At 63.7% G+C, this 16,067-nt stretch carries 11 protein-coding genes; 9 read left to right on the plus strand and 2 right to left on the minus strand.

The window, feature by feature from the left end; all coding sequences use genetic code 11:
- Positions 1 to 203 precede the first annotated feature (203 nt).
- Complete coding sequence (locus tag C266_RS10470; protein WP_010808076.1) at positions 204 to 1,832, minus strand: 3-(methylthio)propionyl-CoA ligase; 1,629 nt, start codon at positions 1,830 to 1,832, stop codon at positions 204 to 206.
- Between the two features lie 285 nt (positions 1,833 to 2,117).
- Between C266_RS10470 and C266_RS10475 the strand changes: the two genes are divergently transcribed.
- From C266_RS10475 to C266_RS10500, 6 genes are all read left to right on the plus strand, one after another.
- Complete coding sequence (locus C266_RS10475) at positions 2,118 to 3,641, plus strand: YdiU family protein (RefSeq protein ID WP_010808077.1); 1,524 nt, start codon at positions 2,118 to 2,120, stop codon at positions 3,639 to 3,641.
- A gap of 137 nt (positions 3,642 to 3,778) precedes the next feature.
- Positions 3,779 to 4,201 carry a peptide-methionine (R)-S-oxide reductase MsrB gene (msrB, locus tag C266_RS10480; protein WP_010808078.1) on the plus strand — a complete coding sequence of 141 codons (423 nt, stop codon included), beginning with the start codon at positions 3,779 to 3,781 and terminating at the stop codon, positions 4,199 to 4,201.
- Between the two features lie 158 nt (positions 4,202 to 4,359).
- Positions 4,360 to 4,779: a YgiW/YdeI family stress tolerance OB fold protein gene (locus C266_RS10485; protein ID WP_010808079.1), complete on the plus strand. Its 420-nt coding sequence runs from the start codon at positions 4,360 to 4,362 to the stop codon at positions 4,777 to 4,779.
- Positions 4,780 to 4,949: 170 nt separating this feature from the next.
- The gene (locus tag C266_RS10490) at positions 4,950 to 5,483 is read left to right on the plus strand and encodes a septation protein A (protein ID WP_010808080.1); all 534 of its coding nucleotides are present in this window, start codon (positions 4,950 to 4,952) and stop codon (positions 5,481 to 5,483) included.
- Between the two features lie 22 nt (positions 5,484 to 5,505).
- The gene (locus tag C266_RS10495) at positions 5,506 to 5,769 is read left to right on the plus strand and encodes a BolA family transcriptional regulator (protein WP_010808081.1); all 264 of its coding nucleotides are present in this window, start codon (positions 5,506 to 5,508) and stop codon (positions 5,767 to 5,769) included.
- 62 nt (positions 5,770 to 5,831) lie between these two features.
- A complete protein-coding gene (locus C266_RS10500) occupies positions 5,832 to 6,626 on the plus strand; it encodes a peptidylprolyl isomerase (protein ID WP_010808082.1) in 795 nt (264 codons plus the stop codon).
- Positions 6,627 to 6,736: 110 nt separating this feature from the next.
- Here the strand turns inward: C266_RS10500 and purL are convergent, their stop codons facing one another.
- Positions 6,737 to 10,768 carry a phosphoribosylformylglycinamidine synthase gene (gene purL / locus C266_RS10505; protein WP_010808083.1) on the minus strand — a complete coding sequence of 1,344 codons (4,032 nt, stop codon included), beginning with the start codon at positions 10,766 to 10,768 and terminating at the stop codon, positions 6,737 to 6,739.
- Between the two features lie 253 nt (positions 10,769 to 11,021).
- Between purL and C266_RS10510 the strand changes: the two genes are divergently transcribed.
- The 3 genes from C266_RS10510 (at position 11,022) to pgi (ending at position 16,016) form a co-directional block, all read left to right on the plus strand.
- The gene (locus C266_RS10510; RefSeq protein ID WP_010808084.1) at positions 11,022 to 12,296 is read left to right on the plus strand and encodes a D-amino acid dehydrogenase; all 1,275 of its coding nucleotides are present in this window, start codon (positions 11,022 to 11,024) and stop codon (positions 12,294 to 12,296) included.
- Between the two features lie 243 nt (positions 12,297 to 12,539).
- Positions 12,540 to 14,201 carry a bifunctional ADP-dependent NAD(P)H-hydrate dehydratase/NAD(P)H-hydrate epimerase gene (locus C266_RS10515; protein ID WP_036662579.1) on the plus strand — a complete coding sequence of 554 codons (1,662 nt, stop codon included), beginning with the start codon at positions 12,540 to 12,542 and terminating at the stop codon, positions 14,199 to 14,201.
- Positions 14,202 to 14,333: 132 nt separating this feature from the next.
- A complete protein-coding gene (pgi, locus tag C266_RS10520) occupies positions 14,334 to 16,016 on the plus strand; it encodes a glucose-6-phosphate isomerase (protein WP_246189765.1) in 1,683 nt (560 codons plus the stop codon).
- The last annotated feature ends 51 nt before the right edge of the window (positions 16,017 to 16,067 follow it).

A 16,067-nucleotide genomic window follows, 5' to 3' on the forward strand; every position in this document is an offset into this window, starting at 1 on the left:
CCAATGAAGACGCGGCAGAGACTGCCGCGCCGGAGGAAATTCAGGCTCACATTATAGAGGGGACGTGGGGCCGAAATGCCCCGGGAGCGCCCGAAAAGCGGCGTCACTGCTGGATTTCCGGCGACATCCGCACACTCGCTCAGACGTGTCCGAGCGGGTTCCCCGTGGATGCCGCAGCCCTGACGGGCGCCACGACCAGGAATCTACGACGCCGGCTGATAGCTACGGAACTTCTCGCGCAGTTTGAGCTTGAGCATCTTTCCGGTCGCCGTATGGGGAATCTCGTCGACGAACACCACGTCATCGGGGATCCACCATTTCACGACGCGCCCTTCATAGAACGCCAGCACGTCCTCGCGGGTCAGCGTCGAGCCCGGCTTGCGAACCACAACCAGCAATGGCCGCTCTTCCCACTTCGGGTGGCGAATGGCAATGCAGGCCGCCTCGTGAATCTCCGGATGTGCCATGGCGACGTTCTCCACATCAATGGAGCTGATCCACTCGCCGCCCGATTTGATGACATCCTTGCTGCGGTCGGTGATCTGCACATAACCTTCGGCATCGATCGTGGCCACGTCCCCGGTCGGAAACCAGCCGTCGACCAGCGGCGACTCATCCGAGCCGAAATAGCGCTCCAGCACCCACGGCCCGCGCGCGTGCAAATCGCCGAACGCCTTGCCGTCCCAAGGCAGCTCTTCACCCTCGGGGCCGACAATTTTCAGGTCGACGCCATAGATCGCCGCCCCTTGTTTCTCCAGAATGTGCTGCTGCGCGTCGGCCGGCAAATCGCGATGATGTTTGCGCAGATGGCATAGCGTGCCGAGTGGCGACATCTCGGTCATACCCCATGCGTGGATGACACGCACCCCATAATCTTTCTCGAAGGTCTGGAGCATGGCCGGCGGGCAGGCCGACCCGCCGATCACCGTGCGTTCCAACGTCGAGAAACGCGCACCAATGGATTTCACATAGGTCAGCAGCCCCAGCCAGACCGTAGGCACCCCGGCGGAGAACGTGACGCCCTCAGCCTCGAACAGTTCGTACAACGACTTGCCGTCGAGATCCTTGCCTGGGAACACGAGCTTCGCGCCGACGAGCGCGCTGGAATATGGCAGGCCCCACGCGTTCACATGGAACATCGGCACCACGGGCAGCACGGCGTCGCGTGCCGACATCGCCATCGCATCCGGCAGCGAGGCGCCGAAGGCATGCAGCACCGTGGAGCGATGGCTGTACAGCACCCCTTTCGGATTCCCCGTCGTACCCGACGTGTAGCAAAGGCCGGACGCCGTGGATTCGTCCATCGACGGCCATGCGAAACTGCCGTCCTCAGCGGTGACCAAATCCTCATAGCACAGCAACGGCACGCCGGAAGCGGGCAGATGCGCGCGATCTGTCATCGCGATCCAGCCCTGAACGCCTGGGCACATTGGCGCAATCGTCTCGATCAGCGGCAGGAAGTTGATGTCGAACGCCACGAAGCGATCTTCGGCGTGATTGACGATATAGGCGATCTGCTCGGGAAACAGCCGCGGGTTAACGGTGTGAACCACACTGCCCATGCCCGAGACAGCGTAGTACAGCTCAAGATGCCGGTAGCCGTTCCATGCCAGCGTGCCTACGCGCTCGCCATCGCGCACGCCCAGGCGGCGTAACGCCTGCGCGAGTTGGCGAGCGCGCTGCTCGGCGTCGCGCCAGGTGTAGCGGTGAATGTCGCCTTCGACGCGACGCGACACGATCTCGGTGTCACCGTGGTGACGCGCGGCATGCGTGAGCAACGAAGAAATCAGGAGCGGCGCGGCCATCATCTGGCCAAGGAGCGGTGTTGCCATGCGTCGAATCTCCAGAAAAATCGGGAAAACCGGAATTACGGGGATACGTCGAAAATAGCGTTCTGGCGTTTGGGTGGTCGAGATGTCGCGCGACGGGCGTTGGCACGTCTGATGCGTATGTTCATAGACGCCTCAGAGATTTATTCTTGACGCGCACGCTCGCCGGGTCAACGCCCATCGCTTGTGCAGCGCAGCAGACAGGCGGCCGCGCCAGCGTACGCAACCCGGCAGCGCGCGATGGACACCTCAAGTAGAATGTTTATTCACCATCAGGAACGTCCCCCAATGTCGGCAACCGACCGTCCCGCCCTCGCCTCAGTTTCCGCTTCGCTCAAGCCCTATGGACCGCTGCCTTTGGCGAACCGGTTTGCGTCGCTCGGCGACAGCTTCTATACGCGCCTCGCGCCTCAGCCGCTGCCCGCGCCCTATCTGGTCGGCTTTTCGGCCGACGCCGCCCGCCTGCTCGGGTGGTCGCCAGACGCGGCGCGCGATCCGGAGTTTCTCGCCACCTTTGCCGGCAATGCGCCGTTGCCTGGCGGCGACCCGCTCGCCAGTGTCTATTCGGGCCACCAGTTCGGCGTATGGGCCGGTCAACTGGGCGACGGCCGGGCGTTGCTGCTCGGCGAATCGGATGGACCCGGCGGACGCTGGGAAATACAGCTCAAGGGGGGTGGGCTTACGCCCTACTCGCGCATGGGCGACGGACGCGCCGTGCTGCGCTCGTCGATTCGGGAATTCCTCGGATCGGAAGCCATGTTCCATCTCGGCGTGCCGACGACGCGCGCGCTGTGCGTCATTGGCTCGGACGCCCCCGTACGCCGCGAAACCATCGAGACGGCAGCCGTCGTCACCCGCCTGTCGCCGAGCTTCATCCGTTTCGGTCATTTCGAGCACTTCTGGGCCAACGATCAGTACGAAGCGCTGCGTCAACTCGCAGACTTCACCATCGATCATCACTACCCGCACTGCCGCAACGAAGCCAATCCGTACCTCGCACTGCTCAGCGCCGTATGCGACGCCACGGCCGAAATGGTCGCGCATTGGCAGGCTGTGGGCTTCTGTCACGGGGTGATGAACACCGACAATATGTCGATTCTCGGGCTGACCATCGATTACGGCCCGTTCGGCTTTCTCGACGGCTTCAACGCGCATCACATCTGCAACCACTCCGACACACAGGGACGGTACACCTATCAGGCGCAGCCAAACGTCGCGTACTGGAACCTGTTCTGCCTCGCGCAAGCCTTACTGCCGTTGTTCGGCGAGGGCGAGGCGGCCATTGAACAGGCGCAGTCGGTATTGCCTGTGTTCAAGACGCGGTTCGCCGAGGAAATCGATCTGCGCATGCGCGCCAAGCTTGGGTTGCGCGAGTCGCACGCCGACGACGAAACGCTCATCAACCGTCTGTTCAAGCTGATGCACGAAGGGCGCGTCGACTTCACGCACCTGTTTCGCACGCTCGCAGGGCTCGAACTCGAGAACCCCACCGCAGACGCCCCGCTACGCGACATGTTCATCGACCGTGCGGGGTTCGATGCCTGGGCTGTGGATTACCGTGCCCGGCTGCGCCACGAGGCGAGCACCGACGTCAAGCGCGCGGTCGCCATGCGGCTCGTCAACCCGAAGTACATCCTGCGCAATCATCTGGCCGAAATTGCGATCCGGCGTGCCGGTGAGAAGGACTTCTCGGAAGTCGACACGCTACTGCGTGTGCTCTCGCGGCCTTACGACGAACAACCCGAATTCGAGCGTTACGCCGAGCTGCCGCCCGACTGGGCCGGCCAACTCGAAGTCAGTTGCTCGTCCTGATCGAGGGCGTGACATCGGTGAACGGCAGCGCGTTGCCGCGCATTGCAAAACGACGCGCCGCCCTCATCTGAACGAGGTCTGACGAATATTCGACGCGCAGCGGCAACTCCGGGGCCGCTGCCCCTCTGGAGACTCTCATGAGCAAAGTGGAAAAGAACGACGCCGACTGGCGTGCCCAACTCGACGACGTGGAATATGAAGTCACGCGCCATGCGGCCACCGAGCGCGCGTTCACTGGCCGTTACTGGGATCACTGGAAAGACGGCACCTACCGCTGTATCTGCTGCGGTGCGCCCCTGTTCGAATCGACCGAGAAGTTCGATGCGGGCTGCGGCTGGCCCAGCTACTCGGCGCCCCTCGACAAGGCCGGCGTTGACGAGGTCATGGACTACAGCCATGGCATGGTGCGCGTGGAAGTGCGTTGTCACAACTGCGACGCCCACCTGGGACATGTATTCGAAGACGGCCCGCAGCCGACCGGTCTGCGTTATTGCATCAATTCGGCCTCGCTCAACTTCGAGGACAAGGAAGGCAAGTCCGACAAACCCGTCGAAGGCTGAGACCCCCACCCCACCGGCGCGCCGCCGGTGGGTATGCCCCCTTGTTTTACCGTGTATTGCGAACATTTCGGGAAACTCCCTTCTGCTCATGTGTTCGGATACCGATCAGACGTCTGCTAAGCTGACCTCTCCTTAACAAGATTCAGGAAACGTCGCTCATGCTAGGCAAAATCCATCGCTTCAAACCGCATCTCAGCGTGGCAGCGGCATTTTTCGGCGTACTAAGCGCGGCACCTGCCATTGCGCAATACACGGGCCCGGCGGCCAGCGCGGCAACCACCGGAAGCGTGGTCGTGCCGTCGGTGACGTCCAATGTCTCGACCGTCGAACATGCCCTGGCCGCCCCCGACGACGCCGTGGCCGTGATCGAGGGCTACATCGTCAACCGGCTCAAGCACGAGCACTACACGTTCCGTGACGACACCGGCAAGACCATCGAAATCGAACTCGACGACAAGTACCTGCCGCCCGGCCGGCAAATCACCGACAAGACACGTGTGCGCATTACCGGCGAAGTCGACCGCCATCGCTTTCGTCCGAGCGATATCGACGTGAAGCGCATTGAGATCCTGCAGTAAGGCAACGTGCCCACTGGCACGGGCTTGGCGGCGTGGCACGGAAGCGCCGCGCCGCGTATTCGGATATTCGCTGCGGCCTTCGACGGGCCTTTGAAATATAATGAACGTTTGCTCGCCCGGTGCCCTATGCACACGGCGTATCACCCCCGAAGCCCCCAAGTCGAGACTTCATGAAATTCCTTTTCGACCTGTTACCGGTCATCCTGTTTTTTGTCGCCTTCAAGTTCGCGGGCATCTACGTCGCCACCGGTATCGCGATTGCGACGACGATCGTGCAAGTCATCTGGATGTGGCTGCGTCACCGCAAGGTCGAGCCCATGCAATGGGTGAGTCTGGCGATCATCGTGGTGTTCGGTGGCGCAACCATGCTTCTGCACGACGAAACCTTCATCAAATGGAAGCCCACGGCGCTGTACTGGCTCTTCGGGATCACGCTGTTCGTCGCCGAACTCGTCTTCGACAAGAACCTGATCCGCGCCATGATGGAAAAGCAGATGGCGCTGCCCGACACCCTGTGGCGTGCCGTGAATTTCAGTTGGGCCCTGTTCTTCCTCGCCATGGGCGGGCTCAATCTGGTCATTGCCTACCATTTCTCGACCGATACCTGGGTCGACTTCAAGCTCTTCGGCGGTATGGGCCTCATGGTCGTGTTCATCGTCGTACAGAGCCTGTGGCTCGCGAAGTACATCAAACAGGACGAATGACATCCGTCAGGAAGGCATTGCCATGACCATGGAACAGCAAATCGAAGCGCGGCTCACGGCGGCGCTCGCCCCCCTGGAATTCGCGCTCGAAAACGACAGCGCCCGCCACGCCGGTCACGCCGGCGCCGCGTCGGGCGGTCATTACAACCTCAGGATCGTATCTGCCGCGTTTACCGGCCGTAACCGCGTCGCGCGCCACCGCCTGGTGTATGATGCGCTAGCCGATTTGATGCAAAACGGCATTCACGCCCTCGCCATCGTTGCGCTCGCCCCTGGGGAAGCGTAATTTGCATGCGACGCGTCCCCCGTCGATTAACCTTGCCTTCGTCATTCGTTAGGAAAAACAGCATGGCATTGAAACTCGCCCGCACGGCTCTGGCGCTCGGCGCCGCCGTGTCGCTGACCGCGCTCTCCCTCCCCGCCCTCGCCCAGAATGTCGCCGTCGTCAACGGCACGCCGGTGCCTGTGGCACGTGCCAACGCCATGGTGCGCGAAATGGTCCGTCAGGGTCAGCCGAACTCGCCGCAACTACAACAACAAGTGCGCGAAGAGCTGGTCAAGCGCGAAATCCTCGCGCAGGCAGCCGTCAGCAAGGGAATCGCGACGCAGCCGGACGTCAAGGCGCAGCTCAAGCTGGCCGAACAAGGCGTGTTGATCCGCGCTCTCATCGCCGACTTCGAGAAGACCTCGCCCGTGACCGACGCGGAAGTTCAGGCGCGTTACGATCAACTGAAGAAGCAGTTCGGCGACAAGGAATATCACGCCCGTCACATTCTGGTGCCGAGCGAAGATACGGCCAAGGAAATCATCGCGAAGCTCAAGGGCGGCGCGAAGTTCGCCGACCTCGCCAAGCAGTACTCGAAGGACCCGGGTTCGGCACAGAACGGGGGGGACCTCGACTGGTCGCCGGCCAACGCCTACGTGCCCGAGTTTGCCGACGCCCTGCAAAAGCTCCAGAAGGGCCAGTACTCGCAGACGCCGGTCAAGACGCAGTTCGGCTATCACGTGATCGAGCTGGACGACTCGCGCGACGCGCAGATCCCGCCGTTGTCCGACGTCAAGCCGCAACTCGTGCAGCAAATGCGGGAAGAAAAGCTGCAAGGCTTCATCGAGGGCCTCGAGAAGAAAGCCAAGATTCAGTAAGCCTTGCCTGCATCGCACTGAAACAAAAATCCCGCCTTTCGGCGGGATTTTTTTATGCCCTTCGGCATACGCCGCACGGAACACCCGTGCGGAATATCACCGTTAAGCCATCAAGCCACCCAACGGCGAGCGTTACGGAACATGCGCATCCACGGGCTATCTTCGCCCCACTGCGCCGGCGCCCAGCTCATCTGCACCGTGCGGAACACTCGCTCCGGGTGCGGCATCATCACCGTGAAGCGGCCGTCGCCCGTTGTCACTGCGGTCAGGCCGCGCGGTGAACCATTTGGGTTGAACGGATACTGTTCGGTCGGTTGACCACGATGGTCGACGAAACGCATCGCGGCGATGGCCTGATCGATGTTGCCCTGCTGACCGAAGTTTGCGAAGCCTTCACCGTGCGCAATCACGATCGGCAGTTGCGAACCGCCCATGTCCTTGAAGAACAACGACGGCGAGTCGAGCACTTCCACTTGCGTGAGACGCGCCTCGTACTTCGACTGGTTGTACGTGAACTTCGGCCACGCGGCAGCGCCCGGAATCAGGTTCGACAGGTTGCTCATCATCTGGCAACCGTTGCACACGCCCAATGCGAACGTATCGGCACGGTTGAAGAAACCGGCGAACTGCTCGGCCAGCGCCGGGTTGAACAGAATCGTCTTCGCCCAGCCCTCACCCGCACCCAATGTGTCGCCATACGAGAAGCCGCCGCAGGCGATGAAGCCCTTGAATGCTTCCAGCGTATGACGGCCTGCGAGCAGGTCGCTCATGTGGACGTCGTAAGCCTCGAAGCCGGCCTTGTCCAATACGTAGGCCATCTCCAGATGCGAGTTCACGCCCTGCTCGCGCAGGACAGCGACCTTCGGACGCGCGCCCGTGGCGATGAACGGCGCAGCGATGTCCTCGCTCGCATCGAACGTCACCTTTGGCGAAAGGCCCGGATCGCTCGTGTCGTTCAGCATTTCGTATTCGGCATCGGCGGCGGCCGGGTTGTCGCGCAGACGCGCAATGCGCCAGCTCACTTCCGACCACACGCGTTGCAGTTCCGCACGCGGCGCGCCGAACACCTTCTTGGCATCGCGATAAATCTCGATGACGTCGTTCGTGTTCGGCTTGCCGATCACGTTCGTGCAGTTCGACAGACCGGCGTCGCGCAGCGCCTGCAGCACCGCATCGCGCTCGGAGGCACGCACCTGGATCACGCCACCGAGTTCTTCGGAGAAGAGCGCTCGCAGTGTCTTGTCCTCTCGACGGCCGACCGTTTGCTTGGCCCAATCCTTGGCGTCGCCGTAATCGGATTCGAAGCCTTCATCGAGCGTGAGCATGTCGACATTGAGCGACACGCCGACGTGGCCGGCGAAAGCCATTTCCGCAACCGTGGCGAACAGGCCACCGTCCGAACGGTCGTGATACGCGAGGAGCTTGCCGTCGCGATTGAGCTTCTGGATGGCATCGAAGAAGCGCTGGAGGTCGGCCGGATCGTCCACATCCGGTGTCACGTCGCCGATCTGCTGCGTGACCTGCGCGAGGATACTGCCACCCAAACGGTTCTTGTTATGACCCAGATCGATGGCAATGAGCACCGTCTCACCCACTTCCGCGACCGAGCGCAGTTGCGGCGTGAGATGGCCACGCACGTCTTCCACCGGCGCGAAGGCCGACACGATCAGCGAGACCGGTGCGACCACGTCCTTGCTGCGGCCCGCGTCTTCCCACTTGGTGCGCATCGACAGCGAATCCTTGCCGACGGGAATCGACAGTCCCAGCGCCGGGCACAGTTCCATGCCGACGGCCTTGACCGTATCGAACAACGCCGCGTCTTCGCCATCCGTGCCGCATGCGGCCATCCAGTTGGCCGACAGCTTGATCTGGTCGAGCGACGCGATCGGCGCCGCCGCAATGTTGGTGATAGCTTCACCGACCGCCATACGGCCCGATGCCGGGGCATCGATCACGGCCAGCGGCGTACGTTCGCCCATCGTCATGGCTTCGCCACGATAACCGGCGTAATCCATTAGCGAGATGGCGCAGTCGGCCACCGGCACCTGCCACGGACCGACCATCTGGTCGCGCGCCGTCAGGCCGCCCACGGTACGGTCGCCGATGGTGATAAGGAACGACTTGCTGGCAACCGTCGGGTGACGCAGCACGGCACGCGCCACGTCGTCCAGCGACAGGCCCGTCACGTCCACCGGCGGCAGATCCGCCTTCACGCGCGAGACGTCGCGGTGCATGCGCGGCGGCTTGCCGAGCAGCACGTCCATCGGCATGTCGACCGGGTCCGGCGACTCCGGATGCATCGGGTCGACCAGCTTCAGTTGACGCTCGGCCGTCGAGATACCGATCACAGCCACCGGGCAACGCTCACGCTGGCAGACTGCCTGGAAAGCCGGGAAACTGTCCGGCGCGATCGCGAGCACGTAGCGCTCCTGCGCTTCGTTACTCCAGATTTCGGCCGGCGACATGCCCGACTCTTCGAGCTGGACCTGACGCAGGTCGAAACGTGCGCCCTTGTCCGCGCCATCGACGAGCTCCGGGAAGGCGTTCGAGATACCGCCCGCGCCGACGTCGTGAATCGACAGGATCGGGTTGGCTTCGCCCTGACGCCAGCACCAGTTGATGACTTCCTGAGCACGGCGCTCGATTTCGGGGTTGCCGCGTTGCACCGAATCAAAGTCGAGTTCGGCCGTGTTCGTGCCGGTCGCCATCGAGCTGGCGGCGCCGCCGCCCATACCGATGCGCATGCCCGGGCCGCCGATCTGGATGAGCAATGTGCCGGCAGGCAAATCGTGCTTGTGCGTGTGCTGTGCAGCAATGTTGCCCAAGCCGCCCGCGATCATGATCGGCTTGTGATAGCCGCGCACGCGACCGCCCACATTCTGTTCGTAGGCACGGAAATAGCCGCCGAGGTTCGGACGGCCGAATTCGTTGTTGAACGCGGCACCGCCCAGCGGGCCGTCGATCATGATTTGCAACGGCGATGCGATACGGTCCGGACGGCCGTAGTCGGTGCCGGTGTCGTCGGGCTTGCGCAGCGACGGCGGCACGGCCACGTCGCGGTCGTTCTCCCACGACTCGCGGGCGTCCGGCAGCGCCAGATTCGACACGGTGAAGCCGGTCAGACCGGACTTCGGCGTGGAGCCACGGCCCGTCGCGCCTTCGTCGCGAATCTCGCCGCCCGCGCCCGTCGACGCCCCCGGAAACGGCGAAATCGCCGTCGGGTGATTGTGCGTCTCGACCTTCATCAGCGTGTGCGTGAGTTCGACGCTGCGGCCATACTTGCCATCGGCACCGCGCGGATACCACCGCTCCACTTCGGCGCCTTCCATCACAGAAGCATTGTCCGAATACGCCACCACCGTACCCTGCGGGTGCAGTTGGTGCGTGTTCTTGATCATCTGGAACAGCGACTTGTCCTGCGCCTGACCATCGATGGTCCACTCCGCATTGAAAATCTTGTGACGGCAATGTTCGCTGTTGGCCTGCGCGAACATCATCAGTTCCACGTCGGTCGGGTTGCGCTTCAGTCCCCTGAAGGCATCGACCAGATACTCGATTTCGTCGTCGGCGAGCGCCAGGCCGAGGTCGCGGTTGGCGGCTTCGAGCGCGCTGCGCCCGGCGCCGATCACGTCGACGGTCTGCAGGGGCTTGGCCGGCAGTTCGACAAAGAGTGCCTCGGCATCGCCGCGCGTGGCCACGACCGTCTCGGTCATTCGGTCGTGCAGCACAGCTGCGACCCGAGCGAGCACGTCGGCGGGCAACAATTTCTTGCCGCCAAGCAGGCCCGGCTTCACACCAATCGTATATTCGACGGCGCGCTCGATACGGCGCACGTGATCGATGCCGCAGTTATGGGCGATATCCGTCGCCTTGCTCGCCCACGGCGAAATCGTGCCCAGACGCGGGATCACCAGCAACTGGTCGCCGACCGGCTCTTCCCCTACCGGCGCACCGTAAGTGAGCAAACCGGCGACGCGAGCCACGTCTTCGCGCGAAAGAGGTTCGGCGCTGGCTACGAGATGAACGTAGCGGGCGTCGACACGCACGATCGAACTGTCGATGGCTTGCAGGGTCTTCAGAAGACGTTGCTGGCGGAATTCGGAAAGCGCCAAGGCGCCGGCGAAGCAGGCAATGTGAGTCATGAACGGACGGAAGGCGAGGCGTACAAAACGCGGGGGAACGGCAAACCGGGATTATACCCTGCTTACCCTGGCTTATACCCGAGCGCGCGACACACGTTATGGCAGCCTCCCGCCCTGGGAAGGCATCTCTCTGGTAACCTATGCGCCCCGTAACCAACACGGGCCGCGAAACCGGTTATCCGGTGACGGCACGGAAAAAAACGACACTAACAAGCGAACGAACGGGCGTTCGCCACACACCAGACGGTTGGGAATGAAGGTCATCGTTATCGGCGGCGGGGTCATCGGCACGTGTACTGCCTACTATCTGGCCGCTGCGGGGCACACGGTCACGCTCGTCGAGCGTAACAGCACGGTTGCGCAAGAGAGCAGTTTCGGCAATGCGGGCGTCATCGCGCCAGGGTACGTCACGCCCTGGGCGGCCCCCGGCATGCCGCGCAAGCTGCTGGGCTACATGTTCAGCTCGGCCAGTCCGCTCATCTTCCGGCCCGGCCTGTCGGCCGGAACGTGGCGCTGGGCGGCCCGCTGGCTGCGCGAATGCAAGCTCGACCGGTACCGCGCCAATCGCGAACGGATGCAACGCCTCGCCTTCTACAGCCAGCGCTGCCTGCACGAGTTGCGCGAGGCCCACGTCTTCGAATACGAGCACACGCAGGGCTACCTGCAACTGTTCCGTACCGAGCGCGAAATCAGGATGAACGAGCCGGCGCGTGCGATGCTCACCGAAAACGAGGTGCCGCATCGTTTGCTCACCGCCGATGAGTGCCGCAAGCTCGAACCTGCGCTGTCGACCGATGCCCCGTTGGCAGGCGGCCTGCACCTGCCGCGCGACGAGACCGGCAACTGCCCGCTCTTCACCAAGCGCCTCGCCCAGATCGCGCGGGAAATGGGCGTGACGCTCACTACCGAGACGACTGTATTGTCCGTGCGCCCGAACGTGGGCCGTACTGGCGTCACCGTCGAGACGGCCAGCACCGTGCAAACGGCCCAGCGCGCAACGCTCGAAGCCGATGCCGTGGTGATCGCGGCGGGCGTGACCAGTACCGCGTTGCTGCGCCCGCTGGGCATCGATCTGCCGCTCTGGCCGATCAAGGGGTACTCGATCACGGTGCCGGTCAAGACCGAACTGTTCAGCCCGCGCATTGCCGTGATGGACGAGTCGTACAAAACCGCCATCACGCCGCAAGGCAACCGTCTGCGCATTGCCGGAACGGCCGAACTGGGCGACGCCGAACTCGTGCTGCGCGAACGCGCCATCGCCACGCTGTACAAGGTGGCGACGGACTGGTTCCCTGGGGCGGGGAGATACCGCGAGGCGCGCGCCTGGGTGGGCGCACGTCCGATGCTTCCGGACGGCCCGCCGCTGCTCGGCGCCACGCACCTGCCCGGCATCTTCCTGAACGTTGGCCACGGCTCGACCGGCTGGGCGATGGCCTGCGGCTCCGGTCGCGTGCTGGCCGACGTCATCTCCGGTCAAGCGCCGGAAATCGATCTGAACGGGCTGACGCTCGCGCGTTATACGCACTAGTCGCCACAGCCTGTCCCATGACGAGGGCCGCCCTGGCCGGGCCCTCGCACCGACGCCCCGCCAACGGTGGCGGGTTGATCGGCGCATCACCACCGATATCGTGTCGGAGTAAACCGACACGATATCGGGATTCACACCGGCAGGCAGAACGGTACGATGACGGCATAATCTGCAGATATGCATGCAGCACACCTGTTTGCCGTGCTGCGCTCGCCGCATTTGCTACCGGGAGCTTCGCCCGCCATGTCCGATTCTCTGCACGTCAACGTTCCCGCCGCCGCTGCCATCCAGAGCCCGCTGGCGCACCCTCCGGGGCCACGCCCCGGCGCTGCCCTCGGGAAAGCTTGCGCGACGGTCGCGCTCGACTTGCATCTTCCCGGCACGTTGCGCGATGTCGAACGGGCCGCGGCCGCCAAACTGGCGGCGCATACGCTGATGGCCCGCGCAGGGGCTGCGCTCGCCGAGTGGCTTTTTGGACGCCTGCCTGCGCTTGCGAGCGCGGGGCGTCAGCCCGTATTGCTCCTCGCCGGCCCCGGCAACAATGGTGGCGACGCCTATGTCACAGCGCGCGAGTTGCACCGGCGCGGCGTGCTGGTCGATGTCTGGCAGTTGGCGCCGCCGACGGCCGATGACGCGCGCTGGGCGCTCGCCGACGCCCTTGCCTGCGGCGTACCGGTGCGTCCCGCACCTGAGACCTGGCCCGAGCCGTCGGCCTACGCTTGGATCGTCGACGGACTGTTCGGCATCGGTCTGGCGCGCCCGCTAGACGGCGCCGCCGCCGCGCTTGTCGGGAACGTCGCCCATGCGCATGCCCAAGGCACGCCCGTGCTTGCCATCGACATCCCCAGCGGGCTGGCCGCGGCCACCGGCGTCGCTGGCGGGCCGACCATTCGCGCCGACGTCACGATGGCAATGCTCGGCGCCTGCCCCGGACTGTTCACCGGTATTGGCCGAGACGTCGCCGGCGAGGTACTTGTTGCCTCCTTGGGTGCAGACGAGGTGCTGGCAACGACAAAAGCCGCACTTCCCGATGGCAGCCTTATCACGACGAGCGCACCCAGCGCGTTTGTCGCCCATCTACCGCAACGGCATCACGCGTCCCACAAAGGAAGTTACGGATCGCTGGCCGTGCTCGGCGGCCATGAAGGCATGGTCGGCGCGCCACTGCTGTCCGCACGTACCGGCCTGATGACGGGCGCCGGGCGTGTCTATGTCGGGTTTGTCGCGCACGACGCACCTGCCTGGGACCCAGTGCATCCGGAACTGATGCTGCGTCGCGCCGAAAACCTCGATCTTGCGACGATGCAAGCCGTCGCCGTCGGCCCTGGGCTTGGGACCTCCGCGGCGTCTGCCGCGTGCCTGTCGCGCGCGCTCGCACTCGAGCACACGCCGCTGGTCATCGATGCCGATGCCCTCAATCTGCTTGCCGCCGAGCCGTCGCTTGCCGAGCGCGTGCGTCGTCGCGCCGGGCCCACCGTTTTAACGCCGCATCCCCTCGAAGCCGCGCGTCTGGCAGGGTGCGACGTCGCCCGTATCCAGTCGGATCGGCTAGCTTCCGCCCGCGCGCTCGCTCAGCATTTCGGCGCAACTATCGTGCTCAAAGGTTCCGGCAGCGTGATCGACAACGGGACCGAGGCCTGGATCAACACGACGGGGAATGCGGGGTTGGCCACGGCTGGCACGGGCGACGTGCTCACCGGCGCCATCGGCGCGCTGCTGGCGCAGGGCATGCCCGCAACGCAGGCGGCACTGGCTGCCGTCTGGTTGCATGGCCGGGGCGCCGAGCGCTGCGTGCGCGCGGGTGCCGGGCCTGCGGGATTGACGGCGTCGGAACTCTTGCCTGCCATGCGTGCCGAATTGGCTGATCTGTTGAACGAAGCAACGCGTGCGACGCCCTTCGCCTGATCACGCCACGGGTCGTGCGCCAATTCCGCCTGAAATGCCTTGCCGCGTATCCGCGCGGTCGCGTCGAGATCGCCCATCGCCGCATTTCAGCGCGATTGCGCTGCGACTCCCGTTATACTTCGCATAATCGAAATGCCCATATCGCACATGCCGTACAAGCCATCCGCGCCTTCCGCTCGTCTGGATCAACTCCCCGCCTGGCGTACCCTGCTCACGCACCGCGACGAAATCGCCGTCCAGCATATGCGCGACTGGTTCTCCGGCGCAGGCGCCAACGCACGCATCGAACAGTTCTCTCTGCATGCGGCCGGCCTGTATCTCGATTATTCGAAGAACCGCATTACGGAAAAGACGCGCACGCTGCTCACCCATCTCGCACGTGAATGCAACCTGCCGGCCAAACGCGATGCCATGTGGGCCGGCGAACATGTGAACGTCACGGAGAACCGGGCAGCATTGCACATTGCCCTGCGCGCGCCGAAGGGCATGGTCTTTCGCGACGCCACGAGCGACGTCAGCAGCGGCGTGCACGAAACACTCGAGCGCATGCGTGCTTTCAGCGAAAGCGTGCGCGACGGAAGATGGGTCGGTGCGACCGGCAAGCGTATCAAGCATCTCATCAACGTAGGCATCGGCGGTTCGGATCTGGGGCCACGCATGGTGTGCGACGCGCTGGCCGTTTATGGCCGCCGGGATCTGAGCGCGCACTTCATCGCCAACATCGATCCGACGGAACTCGCGCGTACACTGCCGCTGCTTGATCCGCAGACCACGCTGGTCGTCGTTTGCTCGAAGACGTTCACGACGCTGGAGACGATGACCAACGCACGCACGATTCGCTCATGGTTCGTCGCAAACGGCATTCCAGAGAGCGAACTCGGCAGGCATTTCGTCGCGGTGTCGACGAACGTGGAAGAAGCCACGTCGTTCGGCATTCGCCGCGAGAACGTATTCGAGTTCGGCGAATGGGTCGGCGGTCGCTATTCGCTCTGGTCGTCGATCGGACTCATCATCATGCTGTATCTGGGCGCTCGGCATTTCGATGCACTGCTCGCCGGCGCCCATGCGATGGACGAACACTTCCGCAGCGCGCCGCTCGAAGCCAACATGCCCGTGCTGCTCGGCCTGATCGGCGTCTGGTACCGGAATTTCTTCGACGCTCAGACGCTTTCCATCGCGCCTTACACCGACGCACTTCAGAAGCTGCCACCGTATCTCCAGCAACTGGACATGGAAAGCAACGGCAAGTCGGTACAAATCGACGGTGCGCCTGTTGCATGGCAAACCGCGCCGATCATCTGGGGCGAACCGGGCACGAACGGCCAGCATGCTTACTTTCAGATGCTGCATCAGGGCACGACCCTCGTGCCGGTGGACTTTATCGCCGTACTCGAACCGCAGTACGACGCACGGGACTATCTCGATCATCACCGCAAACTGCTTGCCAATTGCTTTGCGCAAAGCGAAGCGTTGCTGCAGGGCGGCTCGATGGCAACTGCTGAACAGGCCGGCGGCCCGCTGGGTGCGCAACGCCGGTTCGATGGCAACCGGCCGAGCAACACGCTAGTGATCGACAAGTTGTCGCCCGAACGCCTGGGAGCGCTGATAGCGCTCTACGAACATAAGGTGTTTGTGCAGGCCGCCATCTGGAACATCAATCCGTTCGATCAATGGGGTGTTGAACTGGGCAAGACGCTCTGCCGTGCGATCGAACCCGAACTCGCCGATCTGGGTTCGCTCAAGCCGGACGCGCACGACGCCTCTACAACCTCGCTGATTCGCATGGCGGGCGAAGCCCTGAAAGCGAAGGGCTGAAGGCCTCGAAACCTCTCTCCACGCCGCTGCCGATTGCTGCGGCCGCGACGA

It is taken from the genome of Pandoraea sp. SD6-2, from assembly GCF_000389825.1.
Classification (GTDB): Bacteria; Pseudomonadota; Gammaproteobacteria; order Burkholderiales; family Burkholderiaceae; genus Pandoraea; species Pandoraea communis.

Bases quoted from the DNA above. Each gene is read 5' to 3' on its own strand.
- C266_RS10495 (WP_010808081.1), top strand. From the start codon at position 5,506: ATGACCATGGAACAGCAAATCGAAGCGCGGCTCACGGCGGCGCTCGCC.
- C266_RS10500 (WP_010808082.1), top strand. From the start codon at position 5,832: ATGGCATTGAAACTCGCCCGCACGGCTCTGGCGCTCGGCGCCGCCGTG.
- C266_RS10490 (WP_010808080.1), top strand. From the start codon at position 4,950: ATGAAATTCCTTTTCGACCTGTTACCGGTCATCCTGTTTTTTGTCGCC.
- C266_RS10485 (WP_010808079.1), top strand. From the start codon at position 4,360: ATGCTAGGCAAAATCCATCGCTTCAAACCGCATCTCAGCGTGGCAGCG.
- C266_RS10470 (WP_010808076.1), bottom strand. From the start codon at position 1,832: ATGGCAACACCGCTCCTTGGCCAGATGATGGCCGCGCCGCTCCTGATT.
- C266_RS10515 (WP_036662579.1), top strand. From the start codon at position 12,540: ATGTCCGATTCTCTGCACGTCAACGTTCCCGCCGCCGCTGCCATCCAG.
- msrB (WP_010808078.1), top strand. From the start codon at position 3,779: ATGAGCAAAGTGGAAAAGAACGACGCCGACTGGCGTGCCCAACTCGAC.
- purL (WP_010808083.1), bottom strand. From the start codon at position 10,768: ATGACTCACATTGCCTGCTTCGCCGGCGCCTTGGCGCTTTCCGAATTC.
- C266_RS10510 (WP_010808084.1), top strand. From the start codon at position 11,022: ATGAAGGTCATCGTTATCGGCGGCGGGGTCATCGGCACGTGTACTGCC.
- C266_RS10475 (WP_010808077.1), top strand. From the start codon at position 2,118: ATGTCGGCAACCGACCGTCCCGCCCTCGCCTCAGTTTCCGCTTCGCTC.
- pgi (WP_246189765.1), top strand. From the start codon at position 14,334: ATGCCCATATCGCACATGCCGTACAAGCCATCCGCGCCTTCCGCTCGT.